Source organism: Cellulomonas sp. KRMCY2, from assembly GCF_000526515.1.
Classification (GTDB): domain Bacteria; phylum Actinomycetota; class Actinomycetes; order Actinomycetales; family Cellulomonadaceae; genus Actinotalea.
Map to the genome: position 1 here is coordinate 2,170,556 of NZ_JAGF01000001.1, position 15,427 is coordinate 2,185,982.

Here is a 15,427-nt window from a genome sequence, read left to right on the forward strand (position 1 = left end):
TGGGTTTTGCATAGTAGCGGCGACGTCGCACGCGCACTGCCTCGCCGGGAGGCTGCCTACAGGGGTCGGCCGGCGCGCATCTCCGCGACGAGCGATGCGACGACCGCGTCGAGCTCACCACCGTTGCGGCGCGCGACCGCACGCTGACGCTGGTACGAGGCGCCCTTGCGCAGGATCGTGCGGATGCCGTCGAGCTCGGGGGCGCAACCCAGCCGCTGTGCGACGGGCTCGAGCTCGGTGAGCAGGCGCGTGACGGCGTCGGTCACGAGCTCCTCGTCACCCGCCGCGTTCAGGATGATGATCGCGTCCATCCCGTACCGCGCCGCGCGCCACTTGTTCTCCTGCGCGAACCACGGCGGCAGCTTCGGCAGCGTCTTCCCCTCGTCGAGCATGGTCGAGAAGTACTCGACGAGGCAGTGGATGAGGGCCGCGAAGGCCAGCACCTCGGTGAGGTTCGACGCGCCGTCGCAGATCCGCATCTCGAGCGTCCCGAACCGCGGCGACGGTCGCAGGTCCCAGCGGATCTCGTCGAACTGGTCGATCACGCCGGTGTGCATCATGTCCGAGGTGTAGGCCTCGAGGTCCTGCCAGGTGTCGAACTGGAAGGGCAGGCCGGCCGTCGGGAGCTGCTGGAACATCAGGGCCCGGTTGGAGGCGTAGCCGGTGTCCTTGCCGCCCCAGAACGGCGAGGACGCCGAGAGTGACTGCAGGTGCGGGAAGCAGGTCAGCACGGCGCTGAGGATCGGCAGCACCTTGTCGCGGTCCTCGATGCCGACATGCACGTGGACCCCGTAGATGAGCATCTGCCGGCCCCACCACTGCGTCCGGTCGATGAGGGTCGCGTACCGCTGCTTGTCGGTCACCTTCTGCTGCGTCCACCGCGCGAACGGGTGCGTGCCCGCGCACATGAGCTCGACCCGCAGCGGGTCGGTGATCTCGCGGATCAGGGCCATGCTCCGCTCCAGGTCGCGACCGGCCTCCGGGACCGTGTGACACACGCCGGTGACGATCTCGACGGTGTTGAGCAGCAGCTCCTGGCGGATCGTCGGGTGCTCGCCGCCGCCTGGTGGGGCGACCGCGTCGAGCACTGTCTGCGCGACCTGGCGCAGGTCCCCGCTGTCGGAGTCGACCAGCGCCAGCTCCCACTCGATCCCGATGGTCGAGCGCTCGGATGCGGCGAACGGGATCTCCATCAGACCGGTTCCACCACGAGCACCTGCTGGCTGCCCGCGACCCGGGTCAGGACGATCGTCGCCTCCTCGTCGCCCCGCAGGTCGAGCTGCTTGCGCAGCTGCTCCGGCACGACGGCGGTGCCGCGCTTCTTGATCGTGAGCCGCCCGACCCCGCGCTCACGCAGTGCGGTGCGCAGGCGCTTGAGCCCGAACGGCATCACGTCGAGCACGCGATAGGCCGTCGCGACGTCGGTCGTGGTCAGGTGGTCGGAGGTCACGTAGGCAATCGTGGAGTCGAGCAGGCGTCCGCGCACCTGCTCGGCGACCAGCGCGACCAGGCCGGACCTGATCACGGCGCCGTCCGGCTCGTACAGGTAGCCGCCGACGGGCCCGACCTCAGGTGCCACGAGCCCGCCGGCCGGCTCGCGCAACGTCGTCGCGTGGCTCCCGCGCAGCACGAGGGCGCTGCGTCCGGGGCCGTCCGGTGCGAGCGGGCCGAACCAGAGGCCGGCCTCGACGACGTCGCCGTCCGCGCTGACCCACTGGGCCTCGGCGTCGGCCGGGACGGCCGTGTGCGCGATGGCCGGCCCGACCTTGACGCCGAGCGCCGGGACGGTCGAGCGCACCGCCAGGACGTCGTCCAGCGGGGGGCTGTACGCCGACGGGTCATGCCGCCGGCGCCCCCCGGTCGTACGGCGTGCAGGGTCGGCGAAGACCCCGTCGACGCCCTCGGCCAGGAGGTCGAGGGTGAGGCCGTCGGCGTGCCGGACCTCGGCCTCGGGGAAGTGCCGCAGGTTGACCGTCGCGATCGCCGCAGTGAGCTCGTCGAGGTCGACGGCGAGGACCGCGACGCCGAGGGCAGCGAACGCCATCGAGTCCCCGCCGATGCCGCACGTCAGGTCGGCCACCCGGGTGCAGCCTGCGGCGGTGTACCGCTGCGCGTGGCGGGCGCCGACGTTGAGCCGGGTCGCCTGCTCGAGGCCGGCGGCGGTGAAGAGCATGCCGTCGGCGAAGTCGTCGAACTTCTCCCGTGCCCTGGAGCGCAGCCTCGACTGGGTCAGCGCGGCAGCCACCAGGACGGCATCGACGCCTTCGCGCTGGAGGCGCTCGGACAGCACCATCGCCAGGCGCTCGTCGTAGCGCGGCAGTGCACCGAGGAGCGCCCACCCCTCAGGGCTCAGCAGCAGGCTCAGGGCGGCAGGGTCCACGAGGCCGATCCTTGCACGCCCCGTCCGCCAGGGGCCGCCCGGGCCGCCGGTGGTGCGGGCGACTGGCACTCGTGTTGACCGAGTGCTAACGCGGCAATAGATTGCTACCAGCCGCATCGGACAGCAATCGGGCTGACCGGCACCCGCGACGACGGGCAGCCCAGGTCCGCGGCCATGATCATCATCCGTTCCCACGAATGCGAAGGGGAGGTCCGCTGTGTCGGTCTCCATCAAGCCGCTCGAGGACCGGGTCGTTGTCCGCACGCTCGAAGCAGAGCAGACGACGGCTTCCGGTCTTGTCATCCCGGACACCGCCAAGGAGAAGCCCCAGGAGGGCGAGGTCCTGGCAGTCGGTCCCGGCCGCGTCGACGACAACGGCCAGCGCGTCCCGCTGGACGTCGCAGTCGGCGACACGGTCATCTACAGCAAGTACGGCGGCACCGAGGTCAAGTACGCCGGTGAGGAGTACCTGATCCTCTCGGCGCGCGACATCCTCGCCGTCGTCGTGAAGTGAGCTCGGCCAGCTCCTGAGCTGCGCACGACGAAGCCCCGCACCGGACATCCGGTGCGGGGCTTCGTCGTGCGTCGTTCAGCCGGCCTTGCGCAGGCGCCCGGCAAGCTGCGCGGTGCGCTCCTCCTCGGACAGCCCGCCCCACACGCCGTACGGCTCGCGCACGGCGAGGGAGTGCTCGCGGCACATCTCGATCACGGGGCACGTGGCGCAGATGGCCTTGGCGGCCTCCGCGCGGCGACGACGGGCCGAGCCGCGTTCGCCCTCCGGGTGGAAGAAGAGGGCCGGGTCTGCCTCGCGGCACAGGCCCTCGTACTGCCACTCCCACAGGTCCATCACCGGACCGGGCAGTCGCGAGATCTCCGTCATGGGTCCTCCTGGGTCGGACCGGCGGCTGCCGGTCGCTCTCGGTGATCGATGGCGGGGTACGCCTGGGCGATCGGTCGTCATCTGGTCGATGCGCTGTCTCCAACCTAGAACCGCGTCACAAGTTGGTCAACCCCCTTGGTCATGGTTATTCGCGCTGAAGCGTCTCGCGAAGCGAAATGACAACCGTGTGCTCATCAGCGCGTGCGGTGGCGGATCGCGCCGTGGGCTGTGCACAATCGCTTCATGGTCCCGACGAGCTCCGACGCCGCGGAGCCGTCGCGCGAGGTCCCCGCCGCAGACGAGCCCGCCGCCCGCAGCCACGGCGCATCCGCAGGGACCGCAGTGCGCGGTGCCAAGGCCGAGGGCCCTGCCCTGACCGTCGCAGCGGTCGCCCGGCGGCTCGGTGTCGCACCCGCCACGCTGCGGACCTGGGACCGCCGCTACGGGCTCGGTCCGTCGCAGCACATGGCGGGCTCGCACCGCCGGTACTCGTCGACGGACGTCGGGCGGCTCCTGGTGATGCGCCGGCTCACCCTCGAGGGTGTCGCCCCGTCGGAGGCGGCCCGTACCGCCCTGTCGTCCGCGGAGGCGTCGTCGGCCTCGTCGGTCCGGGTCCCGTCGGTCACCGACGTCCTCGACGCGTACACGGACGCCGTCCCGATGGCAGCCGACCCGGCGGCACTGGTCGCCGCTGCCGCTCACTTCGACAACGCCGCCGTCCGGTGGATGCTCGCGCGGGTCCATCCGCGCGACGTCCTCGCCTGGTGGTCCGACCTCGTCGCGCCGTCCCTGCGCGCACTCGCCGAGCGCCCGGTCCTCGAGCGGCCGGGGGAGTCGGTGGTGCCCGCGCTCGAGTCGGCGGCCTTCGCCGAGCTCCGCAGCCGCGCCGCGGTCGAGGTCGCCCGGTCGCAGCGGGTCGACGGCTCGATCGGTTCGCCGCACGGTGCGAGCGCCGACGGTGCCCCGACCGTCCTGGCGATCGCGGCCGGTGTCCGCCCGGACCTTCTGCTCCATGTGATCGCGACCGCCCTGCAGGCTCGTGGCGTCCCGGTCCGGGTGCTCTCCGGCGGTTCTCTCGCAGCGGTCGGACCCGCGGTCGAACGCATGCAGCCGTCCGTGGCCCTCGTCCACGAGGCGGGCGCGCCCGGCGACTCCGACCGTGCCGCGGACGCGGTGAGCGCCGTGATCGCCGCTGACCGCTCGGTGCCGGTCTTCGTCCACCGACAGGGCAGTGCGCCCTTCGACGTGCCGTCGTCGGCCACGGTGCACCATGTGCGGACCCTGACCGGCGCCCTGCACGAGATCCTCGCCGTTCTCGGGTGACTCGCCGTTCGCAGGCGACGGGTGATCGGGACAGTGGTTCACCCGTGCCGACGGCTAAGGTTCCCGCCCGCCACGGCCGATGACAGTTCCAGCGCGGACACCACCTCCGTGCTGGTGGCATGGTCCTGACCGTGTCGCGTGGGCGGAAGGAGGCGGATGGCAGGCATCGTCGTATGCCATGGCACCGCTGCTGTGCGCGACCGGATCGTCGCTGCGGCGCACGGTGTCCCGGCGCTCGTGCCCGCGCGCGGCGCCGCCACCGCCGAGGAGCTCGTCGCCCTCGTGCGCCGCTCGGTACCCGCGCTCGTGCTGATCGATGCGCACCTGCCGGGTTCCGGCCCGATCGAGGCGATCCGCCGGCTGCGCATGACCGGTTCCCAACCCGTCGTCATCATGCTCGCCGTGCCGGGTGACGAGATCACCCTCGACCGCGCCATCGCCCTGGGTGCCCGCGGCTACCTCGCGCCCGACGTCGAGCGCAGCGAGCTCGCCGCCGTGGCCGCGCACAGCCTGTCGGCCACCACCGTCCCGCACCAGCCCGGTCCGCCGAACGGCCGCGACGGCATCGTCGTCGCGCCGCGTCCGTCGGGTCCCGGCGGCGTCGACCTCACCCGCCGCGAGCTCGAGGTGCTGACCGGGATGAGCAACGGACGCTCGAACGCCCAGATCGGCAGCGACCTGTTCCTCTCCGAGGACACCGTCAAGACGCACGCACGCAGGCTCTTCCGCAAGCTCGGCGCGGCCGACCGTGCACAGGCCGTCGCGATCGGCCTCCGGCAGGGGCTCATCCGCTGACCGTCGCTCCAGGGAGCGGACGGGCGCCGGTCCGGCGCCGGTCGTTGCGTACTATCACCGGGTGAGCGCGTTCGAGCCCGGCCCTTCCGCAGCTGCCGATGCCGCCAACCCCTTCGGGATGATCGGCCTGACCTACGACGACGTCCTGCTGCTGCCCGGCGAGACGGACGTGATCCCGAGCGAGGTCGACACGACCTCGCGGCTCACCCGCGAGATCTCCGTCGCCATCCCGTTGCTGTCCGCGGCGATGGACACCGTCACCGAGGCGCGGATGGCGATCGCGATGGCGCGCCAGGGTGGTGTCGGCGTGCTGCACCGCAACCTGTCGGTGGCGGACCAGGCGCACCAGGTCGACCTGGTCAAGCGCTCCGAGTCCGGCATGATCACCGACCCGGTGACGGTCGGCCCCGATGCGACGCTCGCCGAGCTCGACGACCTGTGCGGCAAGTACCGCGTCTCGGGGCTCCCGGTCGTCGACGCGGAGGACCGGCTGCTCGGGATCATCACCAACCGTGACCTGCGCTTCGTCGCCGCCGCCGACTACGCGACCCTGCGGGTCCGTGACGTGATGACGGTGATGCCGCTCGTGACCGGTCCGGTGGGCATCACCCGGCCGGACGCCGCCTCGCTCCTGGCCAAGCACAAGGTCGAGAAGCTCCCGTTGGTCGACGACAGCGGGGTGCTGCGCGGTCTGATCACGGTCAAGGACTTCGTCAAGTCCGAGCAGTACCCGCTCGCCACGAAGGACGCGGAGGGCCGGCTCGTGGTCGCCGCGGCCGTCGGGTTCTTCGGTGACGCGTGGGAGCGTGCGGTGGCCCTGGTGGACGCCGGTGTCGACGTCCTGGTGGTGGACACCGCGAACGGCCACGCGAGGCTCATGCTCGACATGGTGCGCAGGATCAAGGCCGACCCGGCCACCCGGCACGTGCAGGTCATCGGTGGCAACATCGCGACCCGCGAGGGTGCTGCGGCGCTCGTCGATGCCGGGGTCGACGCGATCAAGGTCGGTGTGGGACCGGGCTCGATCTGCACCACGCGCGTCGTGGCAGGCGTCGGCGTCCCGCAGATCACCGCGATCTACGAGGCGTCGCTCGCGGCCAAGCCGGCCGGTGTCCCGGTGATCGGCGACGGCGGCCTGCAGTACTCCGGTGACATCGCCAAGGCCCTGGTCGCAGGTGCGGACACGGTGATGCTCGGCGGGTTGCTCGCCGGGTGCGACGAGAGCCCTGGTGACCTCGTCTTCGTCAACGGCAAGCAGTTCAAGCGGTACCGGGGGATGGCCTCGCTCGGCGCCATGCAGTCGCGCGGGGACCGCCGGTCGTACTCCAAGGACCGCTACTTCCAGGGCGACCTCTCCGACGACGAGATCATCACCGAGGGCATCGAGGGGCAGGTCCCCTACCGGGGCCCGCTCGGCGCCGTCTCGCACCAGCTGATCGGTGGTCTGCACCAGTCGATGTTCTACGTCGGCGCCCGCACGGTGCCCGAGCTGCAGGCGCGTGGCAGGTTCGTCCGGATCACGGCGGCCGGGCTCAAGGAGTCCCATCCGCACGACGTGCAGATGGTCGCGGAGGCTCCGAACTACTCCTCGCGCTGAGCGGCACCCGCCCCCGCACGACCGAAGGGCTGTCCATGGCACGGGAGATCGACGTCGACGCCGTCACGGCGCTGATCACGCACGTCGCAGACACTGTCGTGACCCCGCGGTTCCGCGACCTGCGCGACGGCGACGTCAGCGAGAAGTCCCCCGGTGACCTGGTCACCGTGGTGGACCTGGCCGCCGAGGCAGCGCTCGTCGAGGGTCTGACGATGCTGGGCCGCGGGATCCCGGTCGTCGGCGAGGAGGGGGTTGCGGCCGACCCGCGACTGCTCGACGTGATCGCCGGGGCCGAGCAGGTCTGGGTCGTCGACCCGATCGACGGCACCCAGGCGTTCGTCGAGGGCCTGCCGGATCATGCCGTGATGGTCGCGCTCGTCGAGCGTGGCCGGGCCGTGGGCGGCTGGATCTGCCTGCCGCAGCACGAGCAGATGTTCGTCGCGATGCGCGGCGCCGGGGCATGGTGCAACGGCGATCGGCTGGCCCGGCCCGCCCCTGACCTCACGGCACTGCGCGGTGGGGTCGCGACCTCGTTCCTGAGCGGCAGCGCGGACGGCCTGCCGACCGGGCTGCGCGAGCAGGTCGAGCCCAGGATCGCCGCCATCGGTCCCGCTGCGTACCCGAGCCTGCGGCTGTGGTCGGGTGCGACCTACGCCCGGATCGCGTCGGGGCAGGAGGACTTCGCGTTCTACTGGCGCACCCACCCGTGGGACCACGCAGCGGGGGCCGTCCTGCTGCGTGAGGTCGGTGGGGTGTCCCGGCGGCTCGACGGGTCGGACTACCGCGCTGACGACGCGCGCTCGGGCCTGGTCGGTGCGGCATCGGCCGAGGCCGCGGACGCCGTGATCGCAGGTCTCGGGCTCGGCTGACGGCGCCGCCCGCCGATGCTCGGACCGGGACCGGCCTGCCGGTGCTCAGACCAGGACCGGCTCCGGAAGCCGCACCGGCCAGGTGAGCTCGGCACCAGGCCCGGACATGCCCTGGGACGTCCGCCACAGGTTGAAGCCCTCCGCCCAGGTGCGGTGCGCGCGCACCTGGAGGTCGTGCAGGTCGTCCAGCGCCATGGTGCCGATCTCGGGGAACGCGACAGTCAGTGCGCGCAGCACGTCGAGGGTCGCCAGGACGTCGACGTCGGCCGTGTGCAGGTGGGCCGTGTCGCCGATCGCGTAGTGGGCGCACAGGTCACCGAGCTTGCGCTTGCCGCGCCGGTACCGGTCCAGGTGACGGTCGAGGACCAGCGGGTCCAGGACGACGCGCACCTCGCGGCCGATCCGCTCCGGCAGGGTCGGCAGGTCGTTGCGGCGCAGCTCGGCGTCGAGCAGTGACAGGTCGTACGCGGCATTGAAGGCAACGACCGGCTCGCCGGCGCGCAGCGCGTCCGCGAGCACCTCGGCGATCTCGTCGAGGCAGTCGGTGGGCGGGCGCCCGTGAGCGCGCGCATGCTCCGTGGTGATGCCGTGGATCGCCGCGGCGGCGGCCGGGATCTCGACCCCCGGGTCGATCAGCCAGGAGGTGACCGACGTCGTCCTGCCTGACCGGCGCACGACCGCGGCCGTGACGATCCGGTCGACCCCGACGTCGACCCCGGTGGTCTCGGTGTCGAAACCGACCACGGCTGCGTCGACCCATGCCATCACTGCGACCACCCCTCGTTGTCCGAAGCCTGCCAGCGACCACCCACAGATCGACGGCGGCCACGCCGCGGGGGCCGGACCGACCTGCTTCCTCGAGCTGATGAGCCGGCTCGGGCCGTCGCGCCGGTAGCCTGGGGCGGTGAGCAACGAGATCGAGATCGGCCGCGGCAAGCGCGGTCGCCGGGCCTACTCCTTCGACGACGTCGCCGTGGTGCCCTCGCGCCGCACGCGCGATCCCGAGGAGGTCTCGGTCGGCTGGCAGATCGACGCCTACCACTTCGACCTGCCGATCGTCGCCGCGCCGATGGACTCGGTGATGAGCCCGGAGACGGCTGTGGCCCTCGGCAGGTTCGGCGGCCTGGGTGTGCTCGACCTCGAGGGTCTCTGGACCCGGTACGAGGACCCCGTGCCGCTGCTCGCCGAGATCGCCGCCCTCGACGGGGCGAGCGCGACGGCCCGCATGCAGCAGATCTACGCGGCGCCGATCATCCCCGAGCTGATCACCCAACGGCTGCAGGAGATCCGCCGTGCCGGCGTGACGGTCGCCGGTGCGCTGTCCCCGCAGCGGACCCAGCAGTACTGGAAGCACGTCGTCGACGCCGGGGTCGACCTGTTCGTCATCCGGGGCACGACCGTCTCGGCCGAGCACGTGTCGGGGCGCGCCGAGCCGCTCAACCTCAAGCGCTTCATCTACGAGCTCGACGTCCCGGTGATCGTCGGCGGGGCCTCGACGTACACCGCCGCGCTGCACCTGATGCGGACCGGCGCGGCCGGCGTCCTGGTCGGCTTCGGCGGTGGCGCGGCGCACACCACGCGGGTCACCCTCGGCATCCACGCGCCGATGGCCAGTGCCGTGGCGGACGTCGCGGCCGCACGCCGTGACTACCTCGACGAGTCGGGCGGCCGCTACGTCCACGTGATCGCCGACGGCGGGGTCGGGCGGTCCGGGGACCTCGTCAAGGCGGTCGCCTGTGGCGCCGACGCCGTGATGGTCGGTGCCGCCCTCGCCAGGGCCGCCGAGGCCCCGGGCGCGGGCTGGCACTGGGGCCCCGAGGCGCACCACCCGCAGCTCCCACGCGGTGAGCGGGTCGAGGTCGGTACCGCCGGCACCCTCGAGGAGATCCTGTTCGGCCCCGGTCGACAGGCGGACGGCACGCTGAACCTGGTCGGTGCGCTCCGCCGGGCGCTCGCGACCACCGGCTACTCCGACCTCAAGGAGTTCCAGCGCGTCGAGGTCGTCGTCTCGCCCTACCAGCCGCACTGACCCCACCCCGACCTCGGGCCACCCGACCCGACCCGACCCGGCTCCACCAGAACCCCGTGCGCCCCGGTGCACGGGGTTCTGGCGTTCCCCACCGGGTCGCCGCAGGGGTTGTGGGGTCCCCCGCACGCTGGTTTGGTGGGTCTGTAGGCGAGAGCTGTCCGCCCCATGCTCCCCGCGGGACCGGTGGACCTGACGGCTCGTGGGGGGACGGGAGGGCGGCTCGCCCGGGTGCGGATGCGGCGGTGGAGGGTCTCAGGACCCGGACCGGGTGTTGACAACGGACGCAAACGGAAGTAAACAAAGCCATAACAACATCCGAACGGACAATGCGGAGCGACTGTGAACGCGACCGAGGGGCAGCGGACGACCCTGAGCAGGGTCAGCAGGGCACGTCTCGACGACGGTGTCCCGGCCGGACCGCGGACGGTGCAGACATGATCATCACAGTCACGCTCAACCCGAGCCTCGACCGGACGTTCGACACCGAACGGCTCCTGGTCGGCGAGGTGAACCGGGCGCTCCGCACCCACCTGGACGCCGGCGGCAAGGGCATCAACGTCTCGCGCGCGCTCCAGCAGAACGGCATCGCGACGGTCGCCGTGTTCCCGATCGGGGGGGCCGACGGGCCGGTCCTCGTCTCCGAGCTCGAGCGGCACGGCGTCCCGGCGCACCCGGTGCCGATCGCGGGCGCGATCCGGAGCAATGTCACGATCACGGTCCCGGACGGCGGGACCACGAAGGTCAATGCCCCCGGACCCCGGATCGACGACGACGAGCAGGCGCGCATCCTCGCTGCCGTCGACGAGCACCTGCGCCCGGGCACGACCTGCGTGATCGCCGCCGGCAGCCTGCCCGAGGGCGTGCCGACGTCGATCCTCAGCCGGCTCGCAGCCCTCGCGGCCGCCCACCACGTCCCGTTCGCGCTCGACACGTCCGACGCCCCGCTGGCCGCCGCGGTCAGGGCCGGCGGCCTCGCGGTCGTCAAGCCGAACGAGCACGAGCTCGCCGAGCTCGTGGGGCGCGAGCTCCACACGGTCGGCGACGTCCGCGACGCCGCCCGGGAGGTCGTCGCGCTCGGCACGGAGGCGGTGCTGGTGAGCCTGGGTGCGCACGGTGCACTGCTCGTGACCGCCGAGGCCTGCTGGTGGGCAGGCGGCGACCCGATCGTGCCGGTGTCGACAGTGGGCGCCGGGGACTCGACGTTGGCGGGCTACGTCGCCGCCGACGGTCGAGCACCGTCCGAGCGGCTCAGGACGGCGGTGGCCTGGGGCCGCGCCGCCGTCCAGCTCCCGGGGACCGAGATGCCACGCCCCGAGCAGATCGACCTCGCCGCCGTCACGGTCGTCGAGGAGCCCAACCCGAGCCTGACCCTGAAGGAGCTGTGACGTGAGCACCAACCCTCTGATCACCCCCGAGCTCGTCGCGCTCGACATCGTCGCGACCGACCGTGACGACGTCACGCGTCAGCTCATCGACCTGCTCGCCGCTGCCGGCCGGGTGACCGACGCGGACGGTTTCCACGCCGACGTGCGGGCGCGCGAGGCGCAGATGGCGACCGGCATGCCCGGTGGGATCGGCCTGCCGCACGCCCGCTCGGAGCACGTGACAGTCCCGAGCCTGGCTGTCGGTCGCGTCCCGTCAGGCGTCGACTTCGGCGCGCCGGACGGTCCGGCCACGCTGATCTTCCTGATCGCGGCACCTGCGAGCGGTGACTCCGATCACCTGAAGATCCTGGCCGCGCTCGCGCGCCGGCTGGTCCACGAGTCGTTCCGCACATCGATCAAGCAGGCCCCTGATGCCGTCACGGTCGCCGACATCGTCACACGAGAGGTGGTCCCGTCATGAAGTTCGTCGCGGTCTCGTCATGCCCCACAGGTATCGCTCACACCTACATGGCCGCCGAGGCACTCGAGCAGGCGGCCCTCGCAGCCGGCCACGAGTGCGTCGTCGAGACCCAGGGTGCGGCCGGCTCGACCCCGCTCGACCCGGCGATCATCGCCGCGGCCGACGGCGTCATCTTCGCTGCGGATCTCGAGGTCCAGGACAAGGGTCGTTTCGCCGGCAAGCCGACGGTCGACGTCGGCGTCAAGAAGGCCGTGCACGACGCACCGGGCGTCATCGCCGCCGCGGTCGAGGCCGTCAAGGCAGCGCCGGCCGGGACAGCGGGCTCGGTCGCCGCCGCTCCCGCCGCGCCGGTGCGGCAGGTCGGCACCGCGACCCGGATCCGCCAGTACCTGATGACCGGTGTCTCGTACATGATCCCGTTCGTCGCCGCCGGCGGCATCCTCATCGCCGTCGGCTTCCTGCTCGCATCGGTCGCCTGGGGCAAGGACGGGGCCATCGCGGTCACCGCCGTCGTGGACGGCTTCGACGGCGGGGCGTTCACCAGCTGGATCTCCGACGGGTTCTCGCTGGGATCCCTGCAGTCCTGGGCCGTGCTGCTCTTCTGGATCGGCAAGTGGGCCTTCAGCTTCCTGGTGCCGGCGCTCTCCGCGTACATCGCGTACGCGATCGCCGACCGCCCCGGGATCGTTCCCGGGTTCGTCGGCGGGTTCGCTGCCGGCCTGGTCGGTGCGGGCTTCCTCGGCGGTATCGCCACCGGCTTCCTCGCGGGCTTCGTCGCCCTGTGGATCTCCCGGTGGAAGGTCGCCAAGGGCGTGCGCGGTGTCATGCCGGTGGTCGTCACCCCGCTGCTGTCCGTGATGGTCGTCGGCGTCGCGACAGCCCTGGTCATCGGCCCGCCGATGAAGGCCGTCAACGACGGCCTGACCTCCTGGCTGAACGGCCTGGGCACCTCCGCCCTCGTCCCGCTCGGCATCGTGCTCGGCCTGATGATGTGCTTCGACCTCGGCGGACCGGTCAACAAGGTCGCCTACGTCTTCGCCACCACGGGCCTGGCCAACGCCGCGACCAGCAGTGACAAGCCCGCGGTCATCATGGCCGCCGTCATGGCTGCCGGCATGGTCCCGCCGCTGGCGATCGCCCTCGCGACGGTGGTCCGGCCCAGGATGTTCTCCGAGGCGGAGCGCGAGTCCGGGAAGTCCGCCTGGCTGCTCGGTGCGTCGTTCATCTCCGAGGGCGCCATCCCGTTCGCGGCTGCCGACCCCGTCCGGATGATCCCGTCGTTCATGCTCGGTGGCGCCGTCACCGGTGGCCTCTCGATGGCCTTCGGCTCCGGCATCCTCGCCCCGCACGGGGGCGTCTGGGTCTCGGCCCTGGCCAACAAGCCGGTCCTGTTCCTGCTCGCGCTCCTCGTCGGAATGGTCGTCTCGGCTGTCGCGCTGGTCCTGGCGAAGAGCATCGGGCGAAACCCGGACGAGTCCGTCCTCGAGTCCGTGGAGAGCGTCGCTGCTCTCACCGGCGCTCGCTGAGCCGCGCTTCACGCACAACCAGGAAGGCTCGACATGTCGCAGCGAACCGCCGTCGTCGCCTCACGCGTGGGACTCCACGCACGGCCGGCCTCGATCTTTACCCAGGCCGTCGCGGCCTCGGGCGTGGACGTGACCATCGCCAAGCCGGGCGAGGAGGGGATGGATGCCTCGAGCATCCTGATGGTCATGGCGCTGGGGGCCGGCCCCGGTCAGACGGTCGTCCTCGAGGCTGACGGGCCGGAGTCCGACCGGGTGCTGGACGAGCTCGTCGTCCTGCTCGAGACCGATCTCGACGCCCAGTAGGTGGTGCCCGGTGAGTGAGCAGAGCAGGGTGCTCCAGGGCGTCGGCGTCGGTCGCGGCGCGGTCTGGGGTCCGGTGGCCCGGGTCCGTCCGGCGCCGACGGTTCCCGCGAACGAGCTCGTTCCCGCCGACCCCGCGGCGGCGAAGGAGATGGTCGAGCAGGCCTTCGCCGACGTCGCCGCGGGGCTCCGGGCGCAGGCCGGCCGGGCCGCGGGAACGCTTGCCGAGGTCCTCTCGGCGACCGCACAGATGGCAGACGACCGGGCGCTGCGCAAGCAGGTCCTCGGTCGGATCGACAAGGGTGAGCCGCCGCTGACGGCACTGTCGGCGGTGGTCGGGGACTTCGCGTCGATGTTCACCTCAGCGGGTGGGTACCTCGCCGAGCGGGTCACGGACCTGGTCAGCGTGCGCGACCGGGTGGTCGCCCGATGTCTGGGCGTGCCCGAGCCCGGCGTCCCGCCGCTCGAGCGCCCCGCGGTGATCGTGGCCGTCGACCTGTCGCCCGCGGACACCGCTGCGCTCGACCTCGAGATGGTGCTCGGCATCGTGATCGAGCAGGGTGGCCCGACCGGCCACACGGCGATCATCGCCGGCCAGCTGGGACTGCCGTGCGTCGTCCGTGCTGCCGGCGCGTCGGACCTCCTGGACGGCGAGATCGTGGCTGTCGACGCGGCAGCGGGCACCGTCGTCGTCGGGCCCGACGCCGTCACGAAGGCCCGCGTCGAGGCACGGCGGGTCGCGCTCGCGGCGCTGGCCGAGAACCTCGCCGACGGTGCCACGGCTGACGGCCACCCGGTGGCCCTGCTGGCCAACATCGGCACCGCCGAGGATGCCGAGCGGCTCACCGACGCCGCCGTCGAGGGTGTCGGCCTCTTCCGTACCGAGGTCCTCTTCCTGGGCCATGCGACCGCGCCCACCGAGGACGCCCAGGCTGCCGCGTACACCCGGGCGCTGGCCGCGATGGGTGGCCGCAAGGTGGTCGTCCGGACGCTCGATGCGGGGGCGGACAAGCCGCTGGCGTTCGTCACGAGGGCGGGGGAGGAGAACCCGGCCCTCGGGGTCCGCGGCTTCCGGCTCGTCCGGGCGGCCGAGGATCTCCTGCTCACCCAGCTCGCTGCGATCGCCCGAGCCGCGCACGAGACCGGCACCCGGCCGTGGGTGATGGCCCCGATGATCGCGACGGTCGACGAGGCCGCGCAGTTCGCGGCCATGGCGCGGGCGGTCGGGATCGAGCAGGTCGGGGTGATGGTCGAGGTCCCGTCGGCGGCTCTGCGTGCCCGGGACGTGCTCGCGGAGGTCGACTTCGTCTCGCTCGGCACGAACGACCTCGCGCAGTACACGATGGCGACGGACCGGCTGCTCGGCGATCTCGTCGACCTGCTCGACCCGTGGCAGCCGGCGGTGCTCGACCTGGTCGCCGCGACCGCGTCGGCCGGGGTGGAGCTCGGCAAGCCGGTCGGGGTGTGCGGCGAGTCCGCGGCCGATCCCGTGATGGCCCTGCTGCTGACCGGCCTGGGCGTGACCAGTCTGTCCATGTCCCCGGCGGCCGTCCCGGGCGTGCGCTTCGCCCTGGCTCGGCACACCCTCGCCGGCTGCCAGGAGATCGCCGTGGCGGCCCGTGCGGCCAGGACGGCGCAGCAGGCGCGTGCGGTGGCGCTGGCGCTGGTCGACCCCGAGGTCCGCGATGTGCTCGCCCTGGGCTGAACGCGCGGCACGGGCCCCTCAGGCGACCCGACCCCGCGACCGACCCGTCGGACGTGGGGTCGGGTCGTGGGTCGTGGGTCTGACACCTCCTGGGCTGTCGGCGGGGACGTCTCTGCGTGTGGGGAGAGCTTCTGCCTGTAGGGACTTGACACCGGGCAGAAACGGAACTAGACAAAGC

General features: G+C 72.3%; 15 protein-coding genes. 11 read left to right on the plus strand and 4 right to left on the minus strand.

Features of this window, described 5'->3' with window-relative positions; genetic code table 11:
* Positions 1 to 56: 56 nt before the first annotated feature.
* Both K415_RS0110540 and K415_RS0110545 read right to left on the minus strand, forming a co-directional pair.
* Positions 57 to 1,193 (minus strand): glutamate--cysteine ligase, encoded by a 1,137-nt coding sequence (locus K415_RS0110540; protein ID WP_024287015.1) that lies wholly within the window; start codon positions 1,191 to 1,193, stop codon positions 57 to 59.
* On the minus strand, positions 1,193 to 2,380 hold the full coding sequence (locus tag K415_RS0110545) for a class I SAM-dependent methyltransferase (RefSeq protein ID WP_024287016.1): 1,188 nt from the start codon (positions 2,378 to 2,380) through the stop codon (positions 1,193 to 1,195). The genes K415_RS0110540 and K415_RS0110545 overlap by 1 nt, the downstream gene beginning before the upstream one ends.
* Before the next feature lie 217 nt (positions 2,381 to 2,597).
* On the opposite strand from K415_RS0110545, the gene groES reads away from it, so the two are divergent.
* Entirely contained in the window at positions 2,598 to 2,894 is a 297-nt protein-coding gene (gene groES, locus K415_RS0110550) for a co-chaperone GroES (protein WP_024287017.1), read from the plus strand.
* 75 nt (positions 2,895 to 2,969) lie between these two features.
* Here the strand turns inward: groES and K415_RS0110555 are convergent, their stop codons facing one another.
* On the minus strand, positions 2,970 to 3,260 hold the full coding sequence (locus K415_RS0110555) for a WhiB family transcriptional regulator (protein ID WP_024287018.1): 291 nt from the start codon (positions 3,258 to 3,260) through the stop codon (positions 2,970 to 2,972).
* A 243-nt stretch (positions 3,261 to 3,503) separates the two neighbouring features.
* On the opposite strand from K415_RS0110555, the gene K415_RS21745 reads away from it, so the two are divergent.
* The 4 genes from K415_RS21745 to K415_RS0110575 all read left to right on the plus strand — a co-directional run bounded on the left by K415_RS21745 (position 3,504) and on the right by K415_RS0110575 (position 7,844).
* A complete protein-coding gene (locus K415_RS21745) occupies positions 3,504 to 4,583 on the plus strand; it encodes a MerR family transcriptional regulator (RefSeq protein ID WP_155859432.1) in 1,080 nt (359 codons plus the stop codon).
* Between the two features lie 156 nt (positions 4,584 to 4,739).
* Positions 4,740 to 5,378, plus strand: a complete 639-nt coding sequence (locus K415_RS0110565) for a LuxR C-terminal-related transcriptional regulator (RefSeq protein ID WP_024287020.1) — start codon at positions 4,740 to 4,742, stop codon at positions 5,376 to 5,378.
* A 118-nt stretch (positions 5,379 to 5,496) separates the two neighbouring features.
* The gene (gene guaB / locus K415_RS0110570; RefSeq protein WP_051480883.1) at positions 5,497 to 6,975 is read left to right on the plus strand and encodes an IMP dehydrogenase; all 1,479 of its coding nucleotides are present in this window, start codon (positions 5,497 to 5,499) and stop codon (positions 6,973 to 6,975) included.
* A 35-nt stretch (positions 6,976 to 7,010) separates the two neighbouring features.
* On the plus strand, positions 7,011 to 7,844 hold the full coding sequence (locus tag K415_RS0110575) for an inositol monophosphatase (protein ID WP_029663567.1): 834 nt from the start codon (positions 7,011 to 7,013) through the stop codon (positions 7,842 to 7,844).
* A gap of 45 nt (positions 7,845 to 7,889) precedes the next feature.
* Here the strand turns inward: K415_RS0110575 and K415_RS0110580 are convergent, their stop codons facing one another.
* The gene (locus K415_RS0110580; protein WP_024287023.1) at positions 7,890 to 8,609 is read right to left on the minus strand and encodes an exonuclease domain-containing protein; all 720 of its coding nucleotides are present in this window, start codon (positions 8,607 to 8,609) and stop codon (positions 7,890 to 7,892) included.
* A gap of 139 nt (positions 8,610 to 8,748) precedes the next feature.
* Here K415_RS0110580 and K415_RS0110585 point away from each other — a divergent pair, with 139 nt between their 5' ends.
* The 6 genes from K415_RS0110585 (at position 8,749) to ptsP (ending at position 15,249) form a co-directional block, all read left to right on the plus strand.
* Positions 8,749 to 9,873: a GuaB3 family IMP dehydrogenase-related protein gene (locus tag K415_RS0110585; RefSeq protein ID WP_024287024.1), complete on the plus strand. Its 1,125-nt coding sequence runs from the start codon at positions 8,749 to 8,751 to the stop codon at positions 9,871 to 9,873.
* A 434-nt stretch (positions 9,874 to 10,307) separates the two neighbouring features.
* The gene (gene pfkB / locus K415_RS0110590; RefSeq protein ID WP_024287025.1) at positions 10,308 to 11,258 is read left to right on the plus strand and encodes a 1-phosphofructokinase; all 951 of its coding nucleotides are present in this window, start codon (positions 10,308 to 10,310) and stop codon (positions 11,256 to 11,258) included.
* A gap of 1 nt (position 11,259) precedes the next feature.
* Positions 11,260 to 11,718, plus strand: coding sequence for a PTS sugar transporter subunit IIA (locus tag K415_RS0110595; RefSeq protein WP_024287026.1), 459 nt, complete (start codon positions 11,260 to 11,262; stop codon positions 11,716 to 11,718).
* The gene (locus K415_RS0110600; RefSeq protein WP_024287027.1) at positions 11,715 to 13,244 is read left to right on the plus strand and encodes a PTS fructose transporter subunit IIC; all 1,530 of its coding nucleotides are present in this window, start codon (positions 11,715 to 11,717) and stop codon (positions 13,242 to 13,244) included. The genes K415_RS0110595 and K415_RS0110600 overlap by 4 nt, the downstream gene beginning before the upstream one ends.
* A 33-nt stretch (positions 13,245 to 13,277) precedes the next feature.
* Positions 13,278 to 13,547 (plus strand): HPr family phosphocarrier protein, encoded by a 270-nt coding sequence (locus tag K415_RS0110605; protein ID WP_024287028.1) that lies wholly within the window; start codon positions 13,278 to 13,280, stop codon positions 13,545 to 13,547.
* A 10-nt stretch (positions 13,548 to 13,557) separates the two neighbouring features.
* Entirely contained in the window at positions 13,558 to 15,249 is a 1,692-nt protein-coding gene (gene ptsP / locus K415_RS0110610) for a phosphoenolpyruvate--protein phosphotransferase (protein ID WP_024287029.1), read from the plus strand.
* Positions 15,250 to 15,427: the final 178 nt, after the last annotated feature.